Source organism: Motilimonas cestriensis (assembly GCF_021295315.1).
Lineage (GTDB): Bacteria > Pseudomonadota > Gammaproteobacteria > Enterobacterales > CBDFNC01 > Motilimonas > Motilimonas cestriensis.
Window position 1 is genome coordinate 145,055 of record NZ_JAIMJA010000006.1, and the last position, 21,166, is coordinate 166,220.

The following is a 21,166-nucleotide window of genomic DNA, read 5'->3' on the forward strand; positions in this document are numbered from 1 at the left end:
TTAAAAGGCAGAAGGTTAGTGAAATCGGCTTCAAAAAGTGTTTTTAAAAGTAAATTAATTATCAACTAGGGCTTGCGGTGTAACAATTTCGACTGAAATAAGTGGGATTTGATCACGTTTTGTTTAATTCCATTTCTCCAAATCAATTTTTGAACGTATATTAACTGTACTAGTTAGGATAGCTAGCACAGGAAGCAGGACGCGTCCTGCATTAAGATTGATTAGTTTAAGGAAGAACAAGATGAGCATTTCTCCTCTTGCGAAGCGTGGTTTTACGCTTAGCACCCTTTCCGCTGCATGTTTAATGGCGTTTAACGCTCAAGCAGCTGATTGTTCAAACCTAGAAGAGTGGACCGCACAAGGTGTTTTCACTGGCGGTACTCAAGTTCAATTCGACGGTTCTGCTTACCAAGCTAGCTGGTGGACTCAAAACAATAACCCTGCTGAACGCTCTGGCCCTTGGCAAGAATGGAAACTTCTTGGTCAATGTGAAGGCGTAGTACCAACGGTTGAACCGACCGCAGAGCCGACTCCAGTACCAACAGCTGAGCCAACGCCAGTACCAACAGCTGAGCCAACGCCAGTACCAACAGCTGAGCCAACGCCAGTACCAACAGCTGAGCCAACGCCAGTACCAACAGCTGAGCCAACGCCAGTACCAACGGCTGAGCCAACGCCAGTACCAACGGCTGAGCCAACGCCAGTACCAACGGCTGAGCCAACGCCAGTACCAACAGCTGAGCCAACGCCAGTACCAACAGTAGAGCCAACATTACCACCAGTAGGCGATGCAAGCTGTAAACCAGCGGGTCTATACCAAACTCCAGGTGTTAACACGCCTTACTGTACGATTTACGATGCAGACGGCCGTGAAGACATGGGCGCAGATCACCCTCGTCGTATTATCGGTTACTTCACATCATGGCGTAATGGTGCAAACGGTCAACCATCATTCCTCGCGTCTGACGTGCCATGGGATAGCCTAACGCACATCAACTACGCATTTGCGCACATCAATAAGCAAGGTGAAGTTTCTGTTGGTGACGTAAACGATCCAAACAACCCAGCTACAGGTATGACATGGGACGGCGCTGAAAATGCGATGGACCCATCTCTACCATACAAAGGTCACTTCAACCTACTAAACCAATACGCTAAAAAGCATGACGTTAAACTGCTTCTATCTGTTGGTGGTTGGGCTGAAACAGGCGCACACTTTGATGATAAAGGCCGTTACATGGATGGCGGTTTCTACAGCCTAACTATCAAGCCTGACGGTTCTATCAACCACGAAGCGATTGCTAAATTTGCTAAATCGGCTGCTAAATTCGTAGACACTTACGACTTTGACGGTATCGATATCGATTACGAATACCCATCATCTATGTCAGATGCGGGTCACCCTGAAGACTGGTCTATTTCTAACCAACACCGTGGCAAGCTATGGGGCGGTTACATGGCGCTGATGGAAGCGTTACGTGCTGAACTAGACAAGCAAGGTGAAAAAGACGCACAACATTACATGTTGACGATTGCATCACCATCTTCTGGTTACCTACTACGTGGTTTTGAAGGCTTCCAAGCACTTAAATACCTAGATTATGTAAACATCATGTCTTACGACTTACACGGCGCATGGAACCACTTTGTTGGTCACAACGCGGCGCTGTACGACAATGGCGTAGATAACGAAATCGCAGATGCAGGTATCTACTCAGGCAACGATGCGAAATACTACAACAGCCAAGGTTACTTAAACATTGACTGGTCTTACAAGTACTTCCGTAATGCGCTAGCTGGCGGCCGTATTAACATCGGTCTACCATACTACACACGTGGTTGGCAGCAAGTTCAAGGTGGTACTAACGGTTACAATGGTCTAGCAGCACTTGCTAACCAAAAAGAATGTTACTTAGGTACCGGTGGTAACTTAGGTCCTGACGCGCTAAGTCCTAAAGCGGGCGCGCCATGTGGTTTAGGTGCTCAAGGTATTGAGAACTTATGGTACGACTTAGGTCCAGATGGCAAAGAAATGTTTGCGGGTGTAAACCCAATCTGGCACGTAGAAAACTTAAAACAAGGTCTACCAACGCCGTACGTAAGCATTTACGGTCACGATACTAGCAAGCCTGAAGGCCAAGCTTCTGGTAACTACGTTGAGCATTACGACGAAGTTGCACAAGCTTCTTGGTTATGGAACGAAGAGAAAGGTGTATTCCTTTCTACTGAAAACATGAAGTCTTACCAAGCTAAGGTTCAATACGCAATTGACCAAGGCGCGGGTGGTATCATGTTCTGGGAAATGGCGGGTGACTACTCAACGCCTGAGCAAAACGGTCTAGGTCACTACTACTTCGGTAGCACCCTAACTGACAAAGCTTACGAAATGATCAAAACTGCTGCGCCTTACGGCATCGAAGCAGGTGATGAGAACTTCCCAGCAGCAACTGAAACAGTTGACGTAGATGTGGATTTAGTGGGTTACTTACCAAAAGGTGAAGATAACTACCCAATCCAAATCGCTCTGAAACTAACTAACAACTCGAACGTTGACCTATCTGGTGCGAAAATTGCGTTTAACGCATCACCAGCAGTGCCAATGAACGCACAAATTAGCGATACGCTTAAGCCATACGCTGTTCCAGCTGGCCCAGGTATCACTAACCTAGTTGATATGTACTCAGGTGCTAAATGGTCTGTTGAGAAAATCGCAACATCTGGTCTAACTCCGGGTAACGCGGGTGGTCTATCTGACGACTTCCACCGTTTCGCCGTACAGCTTAAAGCTGAAGGTTGGGGCTCGGTAGAATGGAAACCAGGTCAAACAATTGACGTGGCAATGCGTATCTACATGCCAATGCCTGTACCAACTAACTTCACATTTGAAGTGGGTGGTAAAACATACGGTCGTACAGCTGAGCAACCAAATGTTCCAGTAGCAGGCGGTGATAACGGTACTACACCAACACCATCAGGTGAGCCTACTCCAGCACCATCTGGTGAGCCAACTGTACCAAGCGATGTAACACCATTCGTTCCTGGTACTGCAGTTAAAAACGGCGCAGTAGTAAGTTACAACGGTGCTTGTTACCAAGCTAAAAACAACCCAGGTGCATGGGAAACACCAGCAGCCGGTGGTAACTGGTTCTGGGACGTGGTTACTTGTCCTTAATAGGCAACTAAACACAAATGACATAGCATGCTAATTAAAGCATGAAGCAGAAAGGCCAACGTAAGTTGGCCTTTTTTTGTGGCCTAAAAATTAATCGTAGGAGCTGAGCTTGCTCAGCGAATAACACACTCTGTTTGAAAATTGCGACTAAACTGAACGTTAGGCAAATAAGCTGTATGCCAATAACTCATTTAGGCTGCAAAGGGATTTGATTATGTCGATAAAAAGAGTGTGCATCGTTGGTTTAGGCTATATAGGTTTACCGACTGCGGCAGTAATAGCTTCAAGAGGCTTAGAGGTGATAGGGCTCGACGTAAACCAACATTCCGTGGATACTATCAATGCTGGCAATATTTATATCGCTGAGCCCGATCTCGATATTATTGTGCGTGGCGTGGTCAGCACAGGTAACTTACGAGCTACCACAGAAGCAGAGCCTGCTGATGTATTCATGATTGCCGTCCCCACACCTTTCACCAAAGGGCATCAGCCCGATCTTTCCTTTATTAAACAAGCTGCAGAAGAAATTGCTCCGGTTTTAGCGCTGGGCAATCTAGTGATCTTGGAATCCACTTCACCGGTAGGCACTACAGAAAAACTAGCCAATTGGCTAAAAGAATTGCGGCCTGATTTAACATTTCCACAAGATCAAGGTGAACTAGCCGATATCAACGTGGCCCATTGCCCCGAGCGCGTGTTACCCGGCTATATATTGCAAGAGCTAGTATCAAATGATCGCGTGATTGGCGGTCTATCGAAAACCTGCGCCGAAAAAGCCATGGCGCTATACAAAGTGTTTGTCCGCGGTGAATGTATTCTAACTACAGCAAGAACCGCTGAAATGGCCAAGTTAACCGAAAACTCATTTCGCGACGTTAACATCGCTTTCGCTAACGAATTATCAGTGATTTGCGACAAACTAAAAATCAACGTTTGGGAATTGATCCGCCTTGCTAACCGCCACCCTCGGGTAAATATATTAAAACCTGGCCCCGGTGTCGGCGGCCATTGTATCGCGGTAGACCCTTGGTTTATTGTCGATAGTTGCCCAGAAGAAGCCAAGCTGATTCGTCAGGCGCGTGAAACTAATGATGCTAAGCCTTTCTATGTCCTTGATAAAATTTGTGCCGCAGCCGATGAGTTTAAGCGGCCGATTATAGCTTGCTTGGGCATTACCTTTAAGCCAGATATAGACGACATTCGCGAAAGTCCGGCACTGCACATAGTAGAAGAATTAGCAGCGAGACAAGTAGGGCAGGTATTAGTGGTAGAGCCAAACCTAAAACATGTGCCAAAAGAATTAGTCGAGGCCGGGTTAGAGTTTTGCAGTTTAGAAGCGGCATTTGAACAAGCTAATGTCATCGCGGTGCTGGTTGATCACAAAGAATTTCGTGAAACAGATAAGTCGGAATTTGCTAGTAAAGTAGTTATCGATACGCGGGGGATTTTCTAGCTAGTTAACCTGTTAAGTGATTGGGCCGACCATCAGCCCAATCACTTTCAAAGCATACTATTTCAAGTTAAGTTAACTTAAAAAACAGCACTTAAATCTAAATCAGTCCAAACAGTTTTTTGCTGACCATCTAGTTGATAAACATAAGCTTGAAGTTCAGCTGTATTGGCGCCAGCTTGACTTAAAATATTAAGATGAGCCGCAGTTAGCTCAGTAATTTCACCTGTTTCAACACGTTGCCAACCGCCAGTAATCTCTAACGTATCGCCCGTATTATTTCCAAGTGCTGCAACAAAAACATCATCAACACTATTTAGAGAAACGCTGACGTTATCAACCAATGCTTCGCTACCAACAACCGCCTCAAAACCCGCTACATTGCCTGCTAATTCAACATCACTATGGCCAAGCTGGGTCACTAGTGCATCAAATCCTTTACCACCTTGAACTAAGGCATCCGTGGCATCAAACAACACCGTATCATTACCATTGCCAGCTTGAATGGTATCAACACCTTCACCGCCATTGATCACATCATCACCTTGAGAAGCAATAATTGTATCATCGCCGTCGCCAAGCAATATATTTCTAAATGTTTGATTCACATTAGCTTGCGCATCTACAAGAGATAGATCTACTTGGTCGTCTCCTTTACCCATATCAATATTGAAGGCGGTGAACTTTGAGTTTTGTAAATTGTCTAAAGTCAGTCTGTCATTGCCGGCATAGGTATTGATTGCGTACTGGTTAGTCCAACCTGCGTCATTTGTAAAAATTGAGAGATGTACGGTATCGTCACCTGAGCCAGTGTCAATTTCGCCACGCTTGCAATGAGTCACTTGAACGGTTAACCCGTTAGTGCTGTCTTGCGCATTGATGTCAACATCAACAAAGTTATGTACCAATATGTTTTTATCACTGGCATCAATTTTAATTTCTTTTGTACCGCGGTCATTCCATTGCACAAAAGAGGTCGCGTTAACGCCGTAATAATCATTTATTACTAGGGCATTTAACGTACCGCCTTGGTAATTTTCATTAGCGTAGTATATCTCACCTTCTTGAATTACTTTTGCAGCGTTAGACTCGTTCAAATTAGTTGCAGAGCCAGCCGAATTCAAGTTAGTTGTACCGATATAAACATTTTCCATAAACCATTCCTTTAGGTTAAGTGATGCAACGGGCGCGAGTCTGACCAACAAAATAGCAGGTTGCAAATGAAATTATTAAAATAAGCAAAAGGTATGAGAATTTTTTTCAGTGATAGATATCTCATTTATGAATATTCTATAAAGCAGGAAATCTTATGGTGTTGATAGATAATAATTTTATTCTTATCTGTGAATGTTTTTATTGTGAGAGCAGGCTTTGTAAGGTTTGTAAGACTAATTCCATACTGAGACAGTAATAAAAAATCAGATTTAAACTTGATAAAATGTACACAATCAATACAATGTGCCGGCACATAAATTAGATCAAGCTCTCATTTTTATAATCAAAATCAGTCTCACGCAAGGATGTGTGAAGCGACTCTGTTGACGCAGTCCTCGTTCCAGCCTAGAGACAATAAAAGCAATGTAGCAAAAATAATCACTTAGTGAATATTGAGCTAATTTCAGCGCTTAAATCTTCGGTAAGGAATGAGTTAATGATAAAAATTCTATCTGTATTTGGTACTCGACCAGAAGCGATCAAAATGGCACCTTTGGTGCACGCTCTCGCGAATGAAAAAAACATTGAGGCGCGCGTCTGTGTTACTGCCCAGCACCGAGAAATGTTAGATCAAGTGCTCAGCCTGTTCGAGATTCAGCCAGACTACGATTTAAACATCATGTCTCCAGGGCAAACCCTAACGGAAGTTACAACTCATATTTTGACCGCACTTAAACCCGTGCTGGAAGATTTTAAACCTGACTTAGTGCTAGTACACGGCGATACCACGACCACCTTTTCGACCGCGTTAGCCGCCTTTTACCAACAAATAGCCATTGGTCATGTTGAAGCAGGCCTGCGCACTGGCAATCTTTACTCTCCTTGGCCAGAAGAAGCTAATCGCTCATTAACCGGCGTGCTAACCGCACTGCATTTCGCCCCCACTGAACAAGCGCAACAAAACTTAGTCACAGAGAATATCAATGAAGATAAAATTGATATTACAGGCAATACCGTTGTTGATGCGCTATTAATGGTGCAACAAAAGCTGGCGAGTAATACTGAATTATCCAGCCGCCTAGCAGCAACATTCCCAATGTTAGATGAGAGTAAAAAACTTATTTTAGTCACAGGGCATAGACGTGAAAGCTTTGGCGACGGTTTTGAGCGAATTTGTTTAGCGTTAGCAGAGATAGCCAAAGCGCATCCAGACGTGCAAATTTTGTATCCGATGCACCTAAACCCTCAAGTGCGTGAACCCGTGCAGCGTATTTTATCCGGTATAGATAATGTGCTTTTAATCGAGCCACAAGAGTATCTACCATTTGTTTATTTGATGACACGTGCTCATCTCATTTTAACGGATTCTGGCGGCATTCAAGAAGAAGCGCCGTCGCTAGGTAAACCAGTATTGGTGATGCGCGACACAACGGAAAGACCTGAAGCGGTTACTGCGGGCACGGTTAAACTAGTGGGCACCAACACCCAAGTGATGATTGATGCGGTTAACCTATTGTTAACAGATCAAGACGAGTATCAAGCCATGTCGCTAGCTCATAACCCTTATGGCGACGGTAAAGCCTGTGAGCGAATTATTGATTCAATAAAACAGCATTTTGCGTCGCGTTTGTCATAAAACCGCATCGCAGTTCAAATATGATGGCGTAAATCAGCCATAAATAGATTTTAATTTAAGAAATGACGGTAATAAAAACATGAAAGTAACAGTATTTGGTATTGGATATGTCGGTTTAGTACAAGCAGCAGTATTGGCTGACGCTGGTCATAGCGTGTGTTGCGTTGATATTGATAGCAACAAAATTGAAAACCTCAAAAAAGGCATTATCCCAATTTACGAGCCAGGCTTAACGCCATTAGTTGAAAGTAATTACCAAGCTGGTCGCTTGCTATTCACTACTGACGCTGCAGAAGGCGTGAACTTCGGTGAGTTGCAATTTATTGCCGTGGGTACACCGCCAGATGAAGATGGCTCAGCTGACCTTAAATACGTGTTAAAAGTAGCAGAAACCATCGCTACCCATATGCAAGCGCCAAAAGTGGTTATCGACAAATCAACCGTACCTGTAGGCACGGCGGATAAAGTATCAGCCAAAATGGCACAAGTGCTAGCCGAGCGTAATGTTACTATCGACTTCTCAGTAGTATCAAACCCTGAATTCTTGAAAGAAGGCGCAGCGGTTAACGACTGTAAACGCCCTGACCGCATTGTAATCGGTACTGACTCAAAAGAAGCCGAAGAGCTAATGCGTGAGTTATACGCGCCATTTAACCGTAATCACGACAAAATAGTGATCATGGATATTAAAAGTGCGGAGCTAACTAAATACGCAGCTAACTGTATGCTGGCGACTAAAATCAGCTTCATGAATGAAATGTCGAACCTTGCTGAGAAGCTAGGTGCAGATATTGAAATGGTACGCCAAGGTATCGGCTCTGATGAGCGTATTGGCTACCACTTTATTTATCCTGGTTGTGGCTACGGCGGTTCATGTTTCCCTAAAGACGTACAAGCCTTGATCCGTACAGCTGAATCGATTGGTTACAACTCTGAAATTTTAAAAGCGGTTGAGTCAATCAACTACAAACAAAAAGAAAAACTGTTCGAATACATCTGTAAGCATTACCAAGTGTGGGACCAAGCGCAAACAGGCAATATTGAAGGCCTATTAGCCGGTAAAACCATTGCACTTTGGGGTCTATCATTTAAACCCAACACCGATGATATGCGCGATGCATCGAGCCGCCGCTTAATGGAAACCTTATGGCAAGCGGGCGCTAAAGTACAAGCGTATGACCCAGAAGCCATGGAAGAAACGCAGCGTATCTACGGCAGTCGCAGTGATTTATCACTAATGGGAACCAAAGAGTCGGCGCTAAATGGCGCAGATGCGCTTGTTATCTGTACCGAATGGCAAAGCTTCAGAGCGCCAGATTTTGACCTTATCAAAAACGCACTGAGTGAAAGCGTTATATTTGATGGCCGCAATATGTTCGAACCAGAGCGTATGAATAAAAAAGGGTTTGCGTATTACTGTATTGGCCGAGCCTTATCTGTTGAGGGCGCGAAATAATGAAATACTTAGTCACTGGCGCCGCAGGCTTTATCGGCAACTTTGTTGCAGAACGTTTATGTGAACAAGGCCATGAAGTAGTTGGCTTGGATAATTTAAATGATTATTACGATCCAAATTTAAAGCTAGCAAGGCTTAAACGTATTGAGCATTTAACATCATTTCGCTTTGTTAAAATGGACTTAGCTGATCGCGATGGCATAGCAATGTTATTTGCCGATGAGCAATTTGATCGCGTGATCCATTTAGCCGCGCAAGCGGGGGTACGCTATTCAATTGAAAACCCAATGGCCTATATAGATTCTAACTTGGTTGGCATGGCAACCATTCTAGAAGGCTGTCGCCATAACAAAGTGAAACATTTAGTGTATGCGTCGTCTAGCTCGGTATATGGTATGAATGAGAAAATGCCATTCTCTACCGAAGATGCCGTTGATCACCCTGTTTCATTATACGCAGCGACCAAAAAATCAAATGAGCTGATGGCGCACAGTTATAGCCATCTATATGATTTACCAACCACTGGCTTACGCTTTTTTACGGTTTACGGACCATGGGGACGCCCAGACATGGCGCCTTTCCTATTTACCGATGCGATTTTAAATGATCGTGAAATTAAAGTGTTTAACCACGGCAAAATGAAGCGTGACTTTACCTATATTGACGACATCGTTGAAGGCATTATTCGTATTCAAGATGTAGTGCCAGTGCGTGACGCTGAAAACCCAAATACATCGCCATCATCGAGTAAAGCCCCTTATAAAGTGTTCAATATTGGTAATAACGAACCCATCGCGTTAATGACATTTATTGAAGCGATTGAAAAAGCTGCGGGTAAAACGGCAGAGAAAAACTACATGCCAATGCAAGCGGGTGATGTTCCTGCCACCTTTGCAGATATAGACAGTTTACAAGCAGCGGTGGGCTTTAAACCTGACACCAAGATCGAATACGGTATGCAGCAGTTTGTAGATTGGTATTCTAGTTTTTATCTAAATAAATAATATAACTTCAATGTAGGCATCATGAACATACAGTTTGTTTTGAAAGACTTTGCTAAATCCGGTGGGGTTGAGCGCATACAATATAATTTAGCAAAGAAATTTAAATCAGATGGTCATGATGTTAGCTTTTATATACTCAATGGGGATTCGATAGATTTAGATCCTAGTAAAGAGTTTAAAACATATAAAGGAAGTAAAACTGGTCTTTTTTCATTTTTTTTAGAGATTTTAAAGCTCAGGAAAAATATTATTGATAATGAATTAGACGTTGTTATTGGTGCTAAAGAACAAGCTAATTTAGCTATTTTCTTCTCTTCTTTATTCACTAAAATTAGCGCTATATATACTCGGCATTCTGCTTTGAACGTGTCAGAGCAAAAAATAAATGAAAGGTCTGTCTTACTTATTTATAGCCTCCTAACACTTGGTAAAGGCAAAGTTGTAACTGTATCTCACGCACTTAAAGATTCATTAGTGGAGGGATTACCATGGGGCAAGAAAAAAATTCATGTTTGTCCTAATCCAGTAATAACGGCATCAATTTTTGAAAAAGCAAAGATACCGCTGCCCGGTATAACGCTCCCTGATTCTTATATCTGTACAGCCGGTCGATTAACAAGAACAAAAGGTTATGACTTATTAATACAAGCTTATAGTAAGTGCATTAAAAAGAATTCAAATTTCCCTGATCTTGTTATCGCGGGAGCGGGTGAAGAGCAAGACACATTAACGAGCTTAGTAAAAGAACTAAATATTGAGAAAAAAGTTCATTTTTTAGGTCATGTTAATAACCCTTACTTTGTAATGAAAAACAGTAGTGGTTTCGTATTAAGCTCTCGAAATGAAGGCTTGCCTACAGTGCTTATAGAGGCAATCGCGCTCGGTGTTAACGTGGTCTCGGTTGACTGCCCCACAGGACCAAGTGAAATATTGGACGGGGGCCGAATTGGGCAGTTAGTTCCAGTAGAAGATATCCAGGCTCTAGCTGATGCGATGCAAATAATGCCTTTTAAGAAGTTAAGTCTGTCTGATATCGCTGAAATGGATCGCTATTCTTTAGAGCAGTCATCTATATCGTATTCCAAATTATTTAGACAAAAGAGTTGTTAATGAAAGTCGCAATTGTAATTCATGATTTGAGAGGCGGCGGTGCAGAAAAAATGATGATGCGCCTAGCTAATGCCATTAGTAAACACCAACATCACGTGGATCTAGTTTTATTAACAGATGGTGGTGTTAATAAGAGCAGCTTAAGTACAGGCGTAAATTTAATCGAATTAAAGTCATCACGAACAGCTAGCGCAGTACCGCGATTGAGAGAGTATTTGAAAAGTAATCAACCTGATCAAGTGCTGTCAGCATTGACGCATGTGAATGTGATTGCATTTTTTGCTTGTTTATCTCTTGGTTGGCTATCTCGATTGCACTGTAGTGAAAGAAACGCTTTTTCATTTGATAAGCATGTTAACAACAGCCCTTTAATAAAGTTTGCATATTTTTTGGCTCCATTTATATATCGTTCAATGCCGAACCCTGTGATAGCTGTTTCTAAAGGCGTTGGGCTTGATTTAATTGAAACCACAGTCGTAGCTGAAAAAAATGTTATAAATTTACCTAACCCTACTTTAGATGATGACTTTAGATTGCGAGAGTTTTCAATGCCTACCCATCCTTGGTTATTGGAAAAAACAAAACCTGTGATTGTTGGATTAGGTCGCCTTGCACCGCAAAAGGGGTTTTCAGATCTTATTAGCGCTTTTGCGATACTTAAGCAAACAATAGATGCCCGTCTTGTTATTTTTGGAGAGGGCGATCTACGTATGAGCTTACAGCTCCAAATCGATGAGCTCAACTTAACTGAAGATGTCTGTTTGCATGGTTATGTAAGCTCACCAATGGATGAAATTCATCATGCAGATTTATTTGTACTGTCCTCATTATTCGAAGGCAGTCCAAATGCTTTAGTTGAGGCCATGGCTTCAAGATGTAAAGTTGTCTCAACACGCTGTCCATGTGGCCCCGATGAGATATTAGCTGAAGGAGCAGTTGGTAAGTTGGTTCCTGTTAGCTCCCCTAGAGAGTTAGCTGATGCTATGAGTGATAGCTTGTCCAATACCCAGTATGATTTTGACAATCAACTTGATCATATAGAACGCTATACGGCTAACAACTCCGCGATTTCATATTTAAATGCGATGGTAAATAAACGTGCTTAAACTGAATTTCGAAATTAGATTCAGCACTATAATGACAATGCTGTTAGTTTTAGGTGTGTTATATTATTTTAAAGTTCTAGGTTTTATTTACGGAGTTGCTTTTTCAGGAGGGGGTAATCTTTTAGATGCGTCTCTGGAAGGGAATCCTGTGAATAAATTCTCCGGAATTTTAATCATAATGATGAGTTTATTTTGTTTACTATATACTAACTCGATTCAAAAAATTAGCTTTTGGAAAAAAACAAGTTTAATGTGGATTATTCCACTTTTTTGTTTTTTATCGATCTTCTGGTCGGTTGAGCCAAGCTACACTCTGAAAAGAAGTATTGCATTATTCGCATTATTCCTATTTTCATTGCACTTGACACATTTTTATAAAGAAATTGATTTACTGTATTTCCTCGGGTGTACTATCAGCGCTTGTGCTGTTGCTGGCCTAGTAATTGGCTTGCTTGCTCCTTCTTTGGTTTTTTTACAAGGCGGTATAAGAGGAGGGGCATTTATTGGTATTTTAGCCGATAAAAATGCCGGAGCCAGGCTATATGCAATTGGTATAACGATTCTATTTCCATACCTACTTCAAGGGAATCGAAAGGTCTTATTTATTATAATGCCGATCATTCTAGCCCTACTTCTTTCTAAGTCTGCTTCTGGTGTTGCTCTTTGCGGGATAGGAGTGTTAACGATTCTCTATTTTAACCTCTTTCCTTTTAATAGAAACTCATCCAACTATATTGGCCAGGTATTACTGTCACTGATTGGGTATGTTCTACTTGGAGTTGCTCTGTATCTTGTTAAAGAAGTAGTATTTATTCTATTAGAAAGGGATAGCGATTTAACCGACAGGAAGGTGATATGGGATATTATTACACCATATGTAGAGCAAAAGCATTGGTTAGGTTACGGATTTGGTGCGTTTTGGACGAGTGGAAGCGCGCTGGATTTCATTGAGCGTTGGGGATTTATAGGAAATGCACATAACGGTTATATAGAAACAAAATTAGACGGCGGTGTTGTCTTTTTATATTTGACCAATGGACTCATTTTTCTTTCTATGCTTAAAAGTCTTGTATATATTCCCAAAGAAAGTCGAAGTAATGAATGCTCTGTATCTCTAGCTATTATGGTAATTGTACTCGTTGCTAATTCAATTGCCCATGTTATACCTAATTATTATGCTGCTGACTTCTTTCTTCTAATTATAGTTATGTTCTTATCTTTGAGCTTTAGGGGGCAAGAAAGTGAAGCATAGTGATATTGTCGTTATCATACCAATGTATAATTCAAAAGATACAATACTAAGAGCGCTTAACTCGATTGACGCTCAAACAATAATCCCAAATAGAGTTGTTGTTGTTGATGATGGCTCCGTAGATGAGTCTGTTAGTATTGTCAAAGACTACGCTAAAAACTCCAAGTTACTCATAAATGTTTTGTTACAACCAAATTCAGGCCCTGCAGCTGCTCGAAATAAAGGAATAACTTATTCGACTGAAAATTTAATTTGTTTCTTAGATTCTGATGATGAATGGTGTAATACGAAACTAGAAGAGCAGCTCTGCTTATATAATAAACTAACCGATGAAGGTCGAAATGTTGGTCTGATCGATTGCTTTATGGTGGATATTAAAGGTGATAAAGAAGTTGAGCAACATAACTTTGTTTTAAAGGGGAATCATTTTAAAGATTTTCTTACGATGAATGTTGTTAAAGGTACTCCGTGCGTAATGGTTAGAAAGGATGTTGTTGAAGAATGTGGTGGTTTCGATGAAGAGCTTAAGTTTGCTGAAGATAGATTGCTCTGGTCTAAAATTTCTCATCGCTATGAAATGCATACGGTGACCAAGGTGTTAGTTAAACGCTACTTTGGCAATGAAGGTAATATTACTTTTTATCCTGAAAAAAATTATGTTCATAAAATGTTGTTTGTTGAGAAATTCTTAAACGAGTTCTCATGTTATTTAGATTCTGAACAAAAAATTAAGTTTCGATTGAGTAATATATATGATTTCTTAACCGTTTTTTACGCTAATAAAAACTACAACTGGGTTAAAGTTAGTTATAAAGATATGATGAGTGTTTCATTGAAATCTTTTTATTATAATAATTACTTTGCAACGTTAAAGTTCATAGCTTCTTGTGTTAAAGATAAAAGAAAAAGTGATGTCTGAAAATTTTATTTCAATGGATGAGCGACCGCTTATCTCAATCATAACACCGACATATAATCGTGATACGCTTATTGGAAGAGCAATAGAGAGTATACTAAATCAAACTTATGATAATTTTGAGTTAATTATTATTGATGATGGCTCCACTGATAGTACTGAATTGGTTGTTAATAATTACATTAATGATGATCGTGTGAATTATTACAAGCAAAAAAATAGTGGAAAGCCTTCTTTAGCAAGAAATGCAGCTTTAAAATATGTAACTGGAGAATGGGTTGCTTTTCTTGATTCTGATGACACTTGGTATAAAGATAAACTTCAAAAACAAGTTGATGTTATTAAATTCGCACAAAAAAATGAAATAGAACTAGCAATTGTATCTGGTGATTACGATGAAATTGTTAGTGGTGTTAAATCATCAAATACTTTTTTCCAAAAGTATAGTGTTAGAAAGCTTCTAGAAAAAGAGATTCTAATTTCATTACCCAATGGAGCCATATATAACCAGGAAGGGTTTCTAAAACAGTTATACTCAAGAGGTTTTTTATCGACACAGGCTAATCTAGTTAAAGCAAACTATATTCTTGAGGAAGAAGGATTTCGTGAGGATCTTCATTTTTTTGAAGATACTGATCTTTGGTTAAAAATTGCTAAGAAGTCAAATGTAGGATTGATTTATTCACCAGTTGCAACGTATCACCTTCATGGGAATAATATAACGAGTGGGCAGCCGAAAAGGCTTCTCACTGATACCATAAAGGGATTAAGTGACCACTTGCAATTAGTTAACCAATCCAAAGAAGTTTGTAATATTATAAATGAGCGTATTTGCTACTATAAACTTAATCTTTTTAGCTCTGATAATGAAGAAAAAATTACTATGTCAGACTTTGTATATAGTAGGCGAAACATGAAACAGTTTATTAAAGCCTTAATAATAAAAACAATAACAATGGGTAAGGCTAGATAATGAGTGTATTGAAAAAAGCTCTATCTGGATCCGCTATACAGATGCTTGCATTGGGCGTGAATGTATTGTCTGTTTTCTTTATTATGCCATATACAATTATGACTATTGGCCAAGAAACTTATGGCCTTTGGGTTCTGATTGCGTCTTTTACAGGGTATTATTTTGTTCTTGATTTCGGGCTTAGTCAAACTGTTGTAAAGTACATGGCTGAAGCTATATCTAAAGGAAAGAAGAGAAGACAAGACTTTCTATTAACAAATTTCATTGCTTTATTTACATTGATCTCATTCGTTGGGCTTATTCCTGTCTCTCTTGTAGTCATGCTAGTTTATTTGTTTTCCCCAGTTCATTTGGCTGAAATTGCATTGATTTTGACACTGTTAGCTGCGATTGAGTTTTTAGTATCTTTTCCATTTAGAGCTTTCCAAGGAACCGTCCAAGCTCATATGGATTTTCATATCACTGCTGGTATGGATATAGTAAAAGTAACACTTAGGACTATGTTGCTTTATTTTCTGCTTGACGCTGGCAAAGGTGCCATCTCATTAGGAATTGTCAGTTTAGTTAGTAGTGCTGTTTATTTTCTAGGCCTGGTAGTATATTCCATTTACAAATATAATCCCTCATTTAGGCTCGTATACATATCTAAAAGGCAGTTTTTTAGTCTTTTTGGGTTTAGTAAACACATATTCCTTGCACAACTAGCAGATTTGCTTCGATTTAGAATTGATTATGTCGTTATTACAATGTTTACTAGTTTAGAAGCTGTTGCTCTCTATTCTATAGCTTCAAAAATTGCTGAGTATTTCAAACTGCTAAATGAGAAAATTGTGCAAGTATTTAGTCCTTACATGTTTAGAGTTATTTATGACGACAAACTGGGGGATAAGCAAAGCCTTTATATTTCTTTTTTCAAATATTCGATGTTTTTCTCTTTTTTATCAGCATGCTCTGGTGTTCTATTAGTTCCATTTTTTATTGATAATTGGATGGGGAGTGAGTTTGTTGAGGCGTCGTTCTTTTCTTCTCTTTTAATCGTAGCTATTTCCGTGGCAGTATCACAGCTACCTAGTTACATTATGCTCCAATCTATTAATAAGCATAAATACTTCAGTTACTTAGCATTGCTAGAGGGGTTGGGAAATCTAATAATATCTTTGGTGTTAGTAAAGTATTTAGGTGTTCTCGGTGTGGTTTTAGGGACATTTATCCCAATGGTATTAATAAAGATAACGATGCTCCCTTGGTTTATACATAAGTATTTGGGTGTTAATCTTAAAAGCTATTATTGGCTTTTATCAAAGAATTTTATGTATTCGTTGGTGTTTTTTATGTTGGGAGAGTCTGTTGTTGATTATTTCAATATAGTTCACCTTAGCTATTTTGAATTGTTTATCTCGCTTGTTCCATTTCTATTTGTTTATATTCTTGTTTCACTTTTTATTATTTTCAGTAAAAATGAAAGGCGGAATCTGATTAATATTATTACTAGGAAGTAGTATGTCAAAGTATCAAACGTTAAAACATTATTTAAATATTAACAATGAGTCAAATAAATCTTGTTATATAGGTTGGGTAGGTTATAAAAATTTGGGTGATGAGATATTGTTTGATGCCCATAATGAGCTTTTCCCCAATGAGAATTTTAAACTCTACTTAAGAAGTAAAATATTAGATAATTTTTTTCCAAATGCTCATACTTACAAGTCGGCATTCCTTGGTGGTGGAACTTTAATTAATCAAGCAAATATCTGGCTCGAGTTGCTGGAGGACTTCCACAAAAAATCTGTTCCTCTATTTTGTTTTGGTACCGGTGTTGTCTCTCCTGATTTCTGGAACAGCAATGTTTCATGGGGCTGGCAAAATAGGATTCAAGAATGGGCTGATATGCTTAAAAAATTTGAATATGTTGGTGTTCGAGGTCCAATCTCTTGTAAACAGTTAACAGATCTAGGCGTTAAAGCCGAAATTATTGGTGATACAGCTATCAGTTTAGCTCCTAACTCAGTCGAAAGAAAATTGATTAAAGGGAAGCCTGTTGTTGGCATAAATATTGGTTTCACTAAAGGGAAAATGTGGGGAGAAGAAAAATCTTTCCTTTCTGAAATTGATAAAACCATTAAAAAGTTGCTGGATACTGGTCACTCGATTAAACTTTTACCTGTCTGGGATGCCGATATACCTGTAAATAAAGCAATAATGGAACGATTTCCTGGTAAAGATATTGACTTAGTTTTAAGCTACGAAAATTATGAAGGTTACACTAATCAGCTAAAGCAGTGTGATGTGTTTGTTGGCGAAAAGCTTCATGCGACTGTTATTGCAACATTGCATAGAGTACCGTCAATAATGATTGAGTATAGGCCGAAGTGTTTAGAGTACATGATGTCTATTGAAATGGAACGGTACTGTATGAACACGTCCACCTTCAAGGCTGAGGACTGCATTGATAAGGTGAATTTTTTACTATCCAATGCTAACCAAGTATCAACTGAATTGGAAGAAAGAATCTTACACTACAAAAATATTCAATTTTCAAAATCAAAGCAAATTTCTCTTGGTCTTTAATTATGAATATGTTCCAGCTATTAAAACTTCGTATTAAAGGGCGCTATGAACCAAGAACCCAAGGCATAGTAACCTTCTTTAACCCTTATTCATATTATTTGGCTAGGAGGGAGCAAAAAATATTCTCTCAAATGGATGAATTTTATATAGATGGGCAGTTATTAGTTAGGATTCTAACCGCTTTAGGTATTCCTGGTATTAAGCGGTTTAGCTTTGATAATACTTCCTTGGCACCAATCGTTTTCAAAGATTGTATCAAAGGGAAAAAATCTATTTACTTCATTGGTGCAAAAGAGGAAGAGATATCAACTTCAGTTAAAATAATAGCTGAAAATTATCCTGGTTTGGAAATTTTAGGGTATCGCAATGGCTATTTTAATTCTAAGCTAGAAAGAGGCGAAGTACTTGAGAATATAAAAAAAATATCTCCTGATGTGGTTGTTAGTGGAATGGGCACGCCATATCAGGAAGAATTTTTAGTAGACTTAAGATCCCATGGCTGGTCTGGTGTAGGTTATACTTGCGGAGGGTTTTTCCATCAAAGTACAACGGGGTTGAATTATTATCCAAAATGGATGGATAAGCTAAATATTCGTTGGGTTTATCGAATTTACGATGAACCTAAATTAGTTAAGCGCTATTTCATACAGTACCCAATAGCAATTTCCTATATACTGTTTGACTTCGTTAAGTATAAGTTAACTTCCTGATTGCTCACTACTCTGGTACAGCTGCTATGTTGTACCACTAATCTCTCTTAATTTCGCTTTCTACTTGATAGAGACTGGAAATTTCTTTTTCGTCTAATCCTTTATTATAAAACCTATAATTATCCAACCCAATATTGCCAGCTGACACAATAAGTTTTTTACTAAGAAACTCTCCCTTTCTATTGTCTAACATTGATGATTTAAGTTTTCCGTTGATCCAAATCGACTTGACGCCATACTTTCTAACCGCGACCAAGTGATACCACTCGTTACTTTTTAGCTTTTCTTTTGCGGTTATTTTTTTAAAAAAACTACCTGATGGTCTAGAAGAAAAGCTAACTAGCAAGTCTGTTGAAATACTGACATATGCATAATTTTCAGCCCCCTCAATAAGTGCAAGAATGGTTGCTTTTGAATTAGGTGAGCTACTTTTGAACCAGCCTGAGAAGGAAAACTCCTCTTTTATTTTTTCTGGTGCGATTCCTAAATATAGTTTAGTGTCCAATTTTGATTCTAAAAATTGATTGCTACTTTCGATTGAGTAAATTATTGCACCTTCAGACTCAGACTCATTTTGGTAACTACTTTTATCATTAATACTACCATTAAAGTCCCACAACCCAATTAGATTTTTATAAATGGAATCTAACGTACTACTTTCTATTGCCCCTATGTCAGGCGCCAGGCCATTGTATTCTTCGCTGATGTTTGGGATTGTGTGAGCACTATCAATCAGTGTTGAATTTGATGTTGGGGAAAATGTTACAATAATATCTTTGGTAACACTTTCTGAAGATACTAATTTATTTTCTTCACTCCCTTTGTTGATTTCGTTTGAGCCTACTTCATGGTTGGAAGTTGATAGTGATTCTGCTGTATTTTCCATATAGGCATTGTTTTCAAACTTGACGCTGCTACCAAAGTTGGTAATGGTTTCATCAGCTACAATAATAGCGTTATTTATAGCAACTACATTTTTTATTTCGTTCCCACTCCCGGTTAATCCAATGTTGGCCCCTTCTTGAATACTTTTATCCAAGTATTGTGTGTTGTGATAAATATGAATTTTTCCGGCAGTTTCATCAACTGTTTTAAGTTTAAATGTTGTTCCAACCATCATTGAGTGCTCGTCGCTATATTGATGGCGATTCGCAACATTTCTAAATAGGTATACGGGTCCAAAGTATGCTGGAGAGACGGCATAGCTAATGTAGTTTAAATCTGTGTAATTGTTCCAAACTCTAACATTAGCGTTACCTCCTTCTATTTCAAATGCGTCATCTCTTGCGTAGCTTATTGAATTTTCATAAATGTCAGAGTCTGATCCTGGAAAGCCATAAGGGCGATCATTATCACCCTGTGCGCCCATTCCATCATTAAAATAATTGCCATTTGTACTAAAAATATTATTTCTGCGAATTACATTGTTACCAAGCGTATTGGAAAGTGTAATCCCTTGTGGGCCTTCGGGATGGTATATGGAACCATCAACTTTTCCTGTTTGTGGGTTTTGATTCCAGCTGTTTGATGAGTAGTTTGGATTGAATATATTGTTATCTTGTATGATTATTTTTTCTTGTGTGTAAGCTTTATCGTAATTATTTGTAATAGCAGAGTGAAAGTTTTTACCAACATACCTATTCTCAATTTTACTTCCCCAATTGCTTATATTATTTTTTTCAATAATAATGTTTTTGTTATTCTTACCTTGAATGAAAATGGCATGTACTGCAGCATTAGTGAAGTTGAAGTTTCTGATAATTATATATGAAGCATCAATTTCTACATTGTATAACTCACCTATATCCAGTGTGTGCTCTTTATTTTGGCCATCGTATACCACATAACCAACTTCCTCATTCCCAGATTCTGTGATGGCCAGTGTTTTTTGCGTAGGATCAACATAGATTGTTTTAGCTATTTTAAGCTGTTCACTCCAAGTTCTTACGCTAGATGTGGCGTAAGTATTAGTGCTTTCTAGGTAAGCTATTACGTCATATTCTGTATCTGGGTCCAGTCGGACAATGCTTCCTCTAAATTGATTTGAGTATTTCTTAAAGTGACTTTCTAGTTCGTTGAACTCTCGAGTTTCATAATCCAGTTCTACTGCCTCTTTCCATTCGTAACCTGCTGATTCTTTGTAAAATAGTCGGGCTTTTTCTTGTTCATTATTTATTGGTACCAACCAATAAACACTAAGTGAGTTAAAGGTTGGTATGATGGAAATTTGCCCCGTGACTGTAGCGTCATTATTAATAGGGGTTGCATCAACCTTACTAGAAGCAATAAGCATTAAAAGTACTACTAAAATAATGTGTTTTTGCATGCTTGGCCTTAATGTGATTAGAAAAGTATGATAACTCTTAATTCTAGACTAACCTTAGCATTTTACCTATTTCTTAAGGTGTTGATTTTAATGTTATAAGTCATTATTCACAAAAGGTTAACACTTTTTCTCGCTTGACTTGTTGTTTGCCGCTTGATGATTATTTATTTATGTGGACAATACCCATGCAACTCACTTCACTTGAGTTTGCTGTAATACCGAGTAACGCCAAACCTTATGCGAATATGGGACGGAAAACTGCGGGTCTCTGCTTTGGAGATAGCCGGGTTGCCTCAGAATTAATCTTGAGATTAACTTAATTAGGGGCTTAA

15 protein-coding genes and 1 riboswitch are annotated in these 21,166 nt (G+C 39.2%); of the genes, 13 read left to right on the plus strand and 2 right to left on the minus strand.

Annotated features, from left to right (window positions below; translation table 11 throughout):
• The first annotated feature begins 241 nt into the window (after window positions 1–241).
• A complete protein-coding gene (locus tag K6Y31_RS07790) occupies window positions 242–3,172 on the plus strand; it encodes a glycosyl hydrolase family 18 protein (protein ID WP_233052236.1) in 2,931 nt (976 codons plus the stop codon).
• Between the two features lie 214 nt (window positions 3,173–3,386).
• The gene (gene wecC, locus K6Y31_RS07795) at window positions 3,387–4,625 is read left to right on the plus strand and encodes a UDP-N-acetyl-D-mannosamine dehydrogenase (RefSeq protein ID WP_233052237.1); all 1,239 of its coding nucleotides are present in this window, start codon (window positions 3,387–3,389) and stop codon (window positions 4,623–4,625) included.
• A gap of 77 nt (window positions 4,626–4,702) precedes the next feature.
• Here wecC and K6Y31_RS07800 read toward each other — a convergent pair whose 3' ends face one another.
• Window positions 4,703–5,776 (minus strand): calcium-binding protein, encoded by a 1,074-nt coding sequence (locus K6Y31_RS07800; RefSeq protein ID WP_233052238.1) that lies wholly within the window; start codon window positions 5,774–5,776, stop codon window positions 4,703–4,705.
• A gap of 497 nt (window positions 5,777–6,273) precedes the next feature.
• Here K6Y31_RS07800 and wecB point away from each other — a divergent pair, with 497 nt between their 5' ends.
• From wecB to K6Y31_RS07855, 11 genes are all read left to right on the plus strand, one after another.
• Window positions 6,274–7,413, plus strand: a complete 1,140-nt coding sequence (wecB, locus tag K6Y31_RS07805) for a non-hydrolyzing UDP-N-acetylglucosamine 2-epimerase (protein WP_233052239.1) — start codon at window positions 6,274–6,276, stop codon at window positions 7,411–7,413.
• A gap of 79 nt (window positions 7,414–7,492) precedes the next feature.
• A complete protein-coding gene (locus K6Y31_RS07810; protein ID WP_233052240.1) occupies window positions 7,493–8,869 on the plus strand; it encodes a UDP-glucose dehydrogenase family protein in 1,377 nt (458 codons plus the stop codon).
• On the plus strand, window positions 8,869–9,873 hold the full coding sequence (locus tag K6Y31_RS07815) for an NAD-dependent epimerase (protein WP_233052241.1): 1,005 nt from the start codon (window positions 8,869–8,871) through the stop codon (window positions 9,871–9,873). The genes K6Y31_RS07810 and K6Y31_RS07815 overlap by 1 nt, the downstream gene beginning before the upstream one ends.
• Before the next feature lie 21 nt (window positions 9,874–9,894).
• On the plus strand, window positions 9,895–10,983 hold the full coding sequence (locus K6Y31_RS07820) for a glycosyltransferase (RefSeq protein WP_233052242.1): 1,089 nt from the start codon (window positions 9,895–9,897) through the stop codon (window positions 10,981–10,983).
• Window positions 10,983–12,089, plus strand: a complete 1,107-nt coding sequence (locus tag K6Y31_RS07825) for a glycosyltransferase (protein WP_233052243.1) — start codon at window positions 10,983–10,985, stop codon at window positions 12,087–12,089. The genes K6Y31_RS07820 and K6Y31_RS07825 overlap by 1 nt, the downstream gene beginning before the upstream one ends.
• Before the next feature lie 31 nt (window positions 12,090–12,120).
• Window positions 12,121–13,341, plus strand: a complete 1,221-nt coding sequence (locus tag K6Y31_RS07830) for an O-antigen ligase family protein (RefSeq protein ID WP_233052244.1) — start codon at window positions 12,121–12,123, stop codon at window positions 13,339–13,341.
• Window positions 13,331–14,260: a glycosyltransferase family 2 protein gene (locus K6Y31_RS07835; RefSeq protein WP_233052245.1), complete on the plus strand. Its 930-nt coding sequence runs from the start codon at window positions 13,331–13,333 to the stop codon at window positions 14,258–14,260. Before K6Y31_RS07830 ends, K6Y31_RS07835 begins: the two co-directional genes overlap by 11 nt.
• Window positions 14,253–15,230, plus strand: a complete 978-nt coding sequence (locus tag K6Y31_RS07840; RefSeq protein ID WP_233052246.1) for a glycosyltransferase family 2 protein — start codon at window positions 14,253–14,255, stop codon at window positions 15,228–15,230. Before K6Y31_RS07835 ends, K6Y31_RS07840 begins: the two co-directional genes overlap by 8 nt.
• Window positions 15,230–16,729 (plus strand): lipopolysaccharide biosynthesis protein, encoded by a 1,500-nt coding sequence (locus K6Y31_RS07845; RefSeq protein ID WP_233052247.1) that lies wholly within the window; start codon window positions 15,230–15,232, stop codon window positions 16,727–16,729. The genes K6Y31_RS07840 and K6Y31_RS07845 overlap by 1 nt, the downstream gene beginning before the upstream one ends.
• Window position 16,730: 1 nt before the next feature.
• On the plus strand, window positions 16,731–17,798 hold the full coding sequence (locus K6Y31_RS07850; protein ID WP_233052248.1) for a polysaccharide pyruvyl transferase family protein: 1,068 nt from the start codon (window positions 16,731–16,733) through the stop codon (window positions 17,796–17,798).
• Window positions 17,799–17,800: 2 nt separating this feature from the next.
• Entirely contained in the window at window positions 17,801–18,508 is a 708-nt protein-coding gene (locus K6Y31_RS07855) for a WecB/TagA/CpsF family glycosyltransferase (protein WP_233052249.1), read from the plus strand.
• 37 nt (window positions 18,509–18,545) lie between these two features.
• Here K6Y31_RS07855 and K6Y31_RS07860 read toward each other — a convergent pair whose 3' ends face one another.
• Window positions 18,546–20,834, minus strand: coding sequence for a LamG domain-containing protein (locus K6Y31_RS07860; protein WP_233052250.1), 2,289 nt, complete (start codon window positions 20,832–20,834; stop codon window positions 18,546–18,548).
• 217 nt (window positions 20,835–21,051) lie between these two features.
• Window positions 21,052–21,130, plus strand: a riboswitch (cyclic di-GMP riboswitch).
• Window positions 21,131–21,166 lie beyond the last annotated feature (36 nt).

Bases quoted from the DNA above. Each gene is read 5' to 3' on its own strand.
- K6Y31_RS07790 (WP_233052236.1), top strand. From the start codon at position 242: ATGAGCATTTCTCCTCTTGCGAAGCGTGGTTTTACGCTTAGCACCCTT.
- wecC (WP_233052237.1), top strand. From the start codon at position 3,387: ATGTCGATAAAAAGAGTGTGCATCGTTGGTTTAGGCTATATAGGTTTA.
- K6Y31_RS07800 (WP_233052238.1), bottom strand. From the start codon at position 5,776: ATGGAAAATGTTTATATCGGTACAACTAACTTGAATTCGGCTGGCTCT.
- wecB (WP_233052239.1), top strand. From the start codon at position 6,274: ATGATAAAAATTCTATCTGTATTTGGTACTCGACCAGAAGCGATCAAA.
- K6Y31_RS07810 (WP_233052240.1), top strand. From the start codon at position 7,493: ATGAAAGTAACAGTATTTGGTATTGGATATGTCGGTTTAGTACAAGCA.
- K6Y31_RS07815 (WP_233052241.1), top strand. From the start codon at position 8,869: ATGAAATACTTAGTCACTGGCGCCGCAGGCTTTATCGGCAACTTTGTT.
- K6Y31_RS07820 (WP_233052242.1), top strand. From the start codon at position 9,895: ATGAACATACAGTTTGTTTTGAAAGACTTTGCTAAATCCGGTGGGGTT.
- K6Y31_RS07825 (WP_233052243.1), top strand. From the start codon at position 10,983: ATGAAAGTCGCAATTGTAATTCATGATTTGAGAGGCGGCGGTGCAGAA.
- K6Y31_RS07830 (WP_233052244.1), top strand. From the start codon at position 12,121: ATGACAATGCTGTTAGTTTTAGGTGTGTTATATTATTTTAAAGTTCTA.
- K6Y31_RS07840 (WP_233052246.1), top strand. From the start codon at position 14,253: ATGTCTGAAAATTTTATTTCAATGGATGAGCGACCGCTTATCTCAATC.
- K6Y31_RS07845 (WP_233052247.1), top strand. From the start codon at position 15,230: ATGAGTGTATTGAAAAAAGCTCTATCTGGATCCGCTATACAGATGCTT.
- K6Y31_RS07850 (WP_233052248.1), top strand. From the start codon at position 16,731: ATGTCAAAGTATCAAACGTTAAAACATTATTTAAATATTAACAATGAG.
- K6Y31_RS07855 (WP_233052249.1), top strand. From the start codon at position 17,801: ATGAATATGTTCCAGCTATTAAAACTTCGTATTAAAGGGCGCTATGAA.
- K6Y31_RS07860 (WP_233052250.1), bottom strand. From the start codon at position 20,834: ATGCAAAAACACATTATTTTAGTAGTACTTTTAATGCTTATTGCTTCT.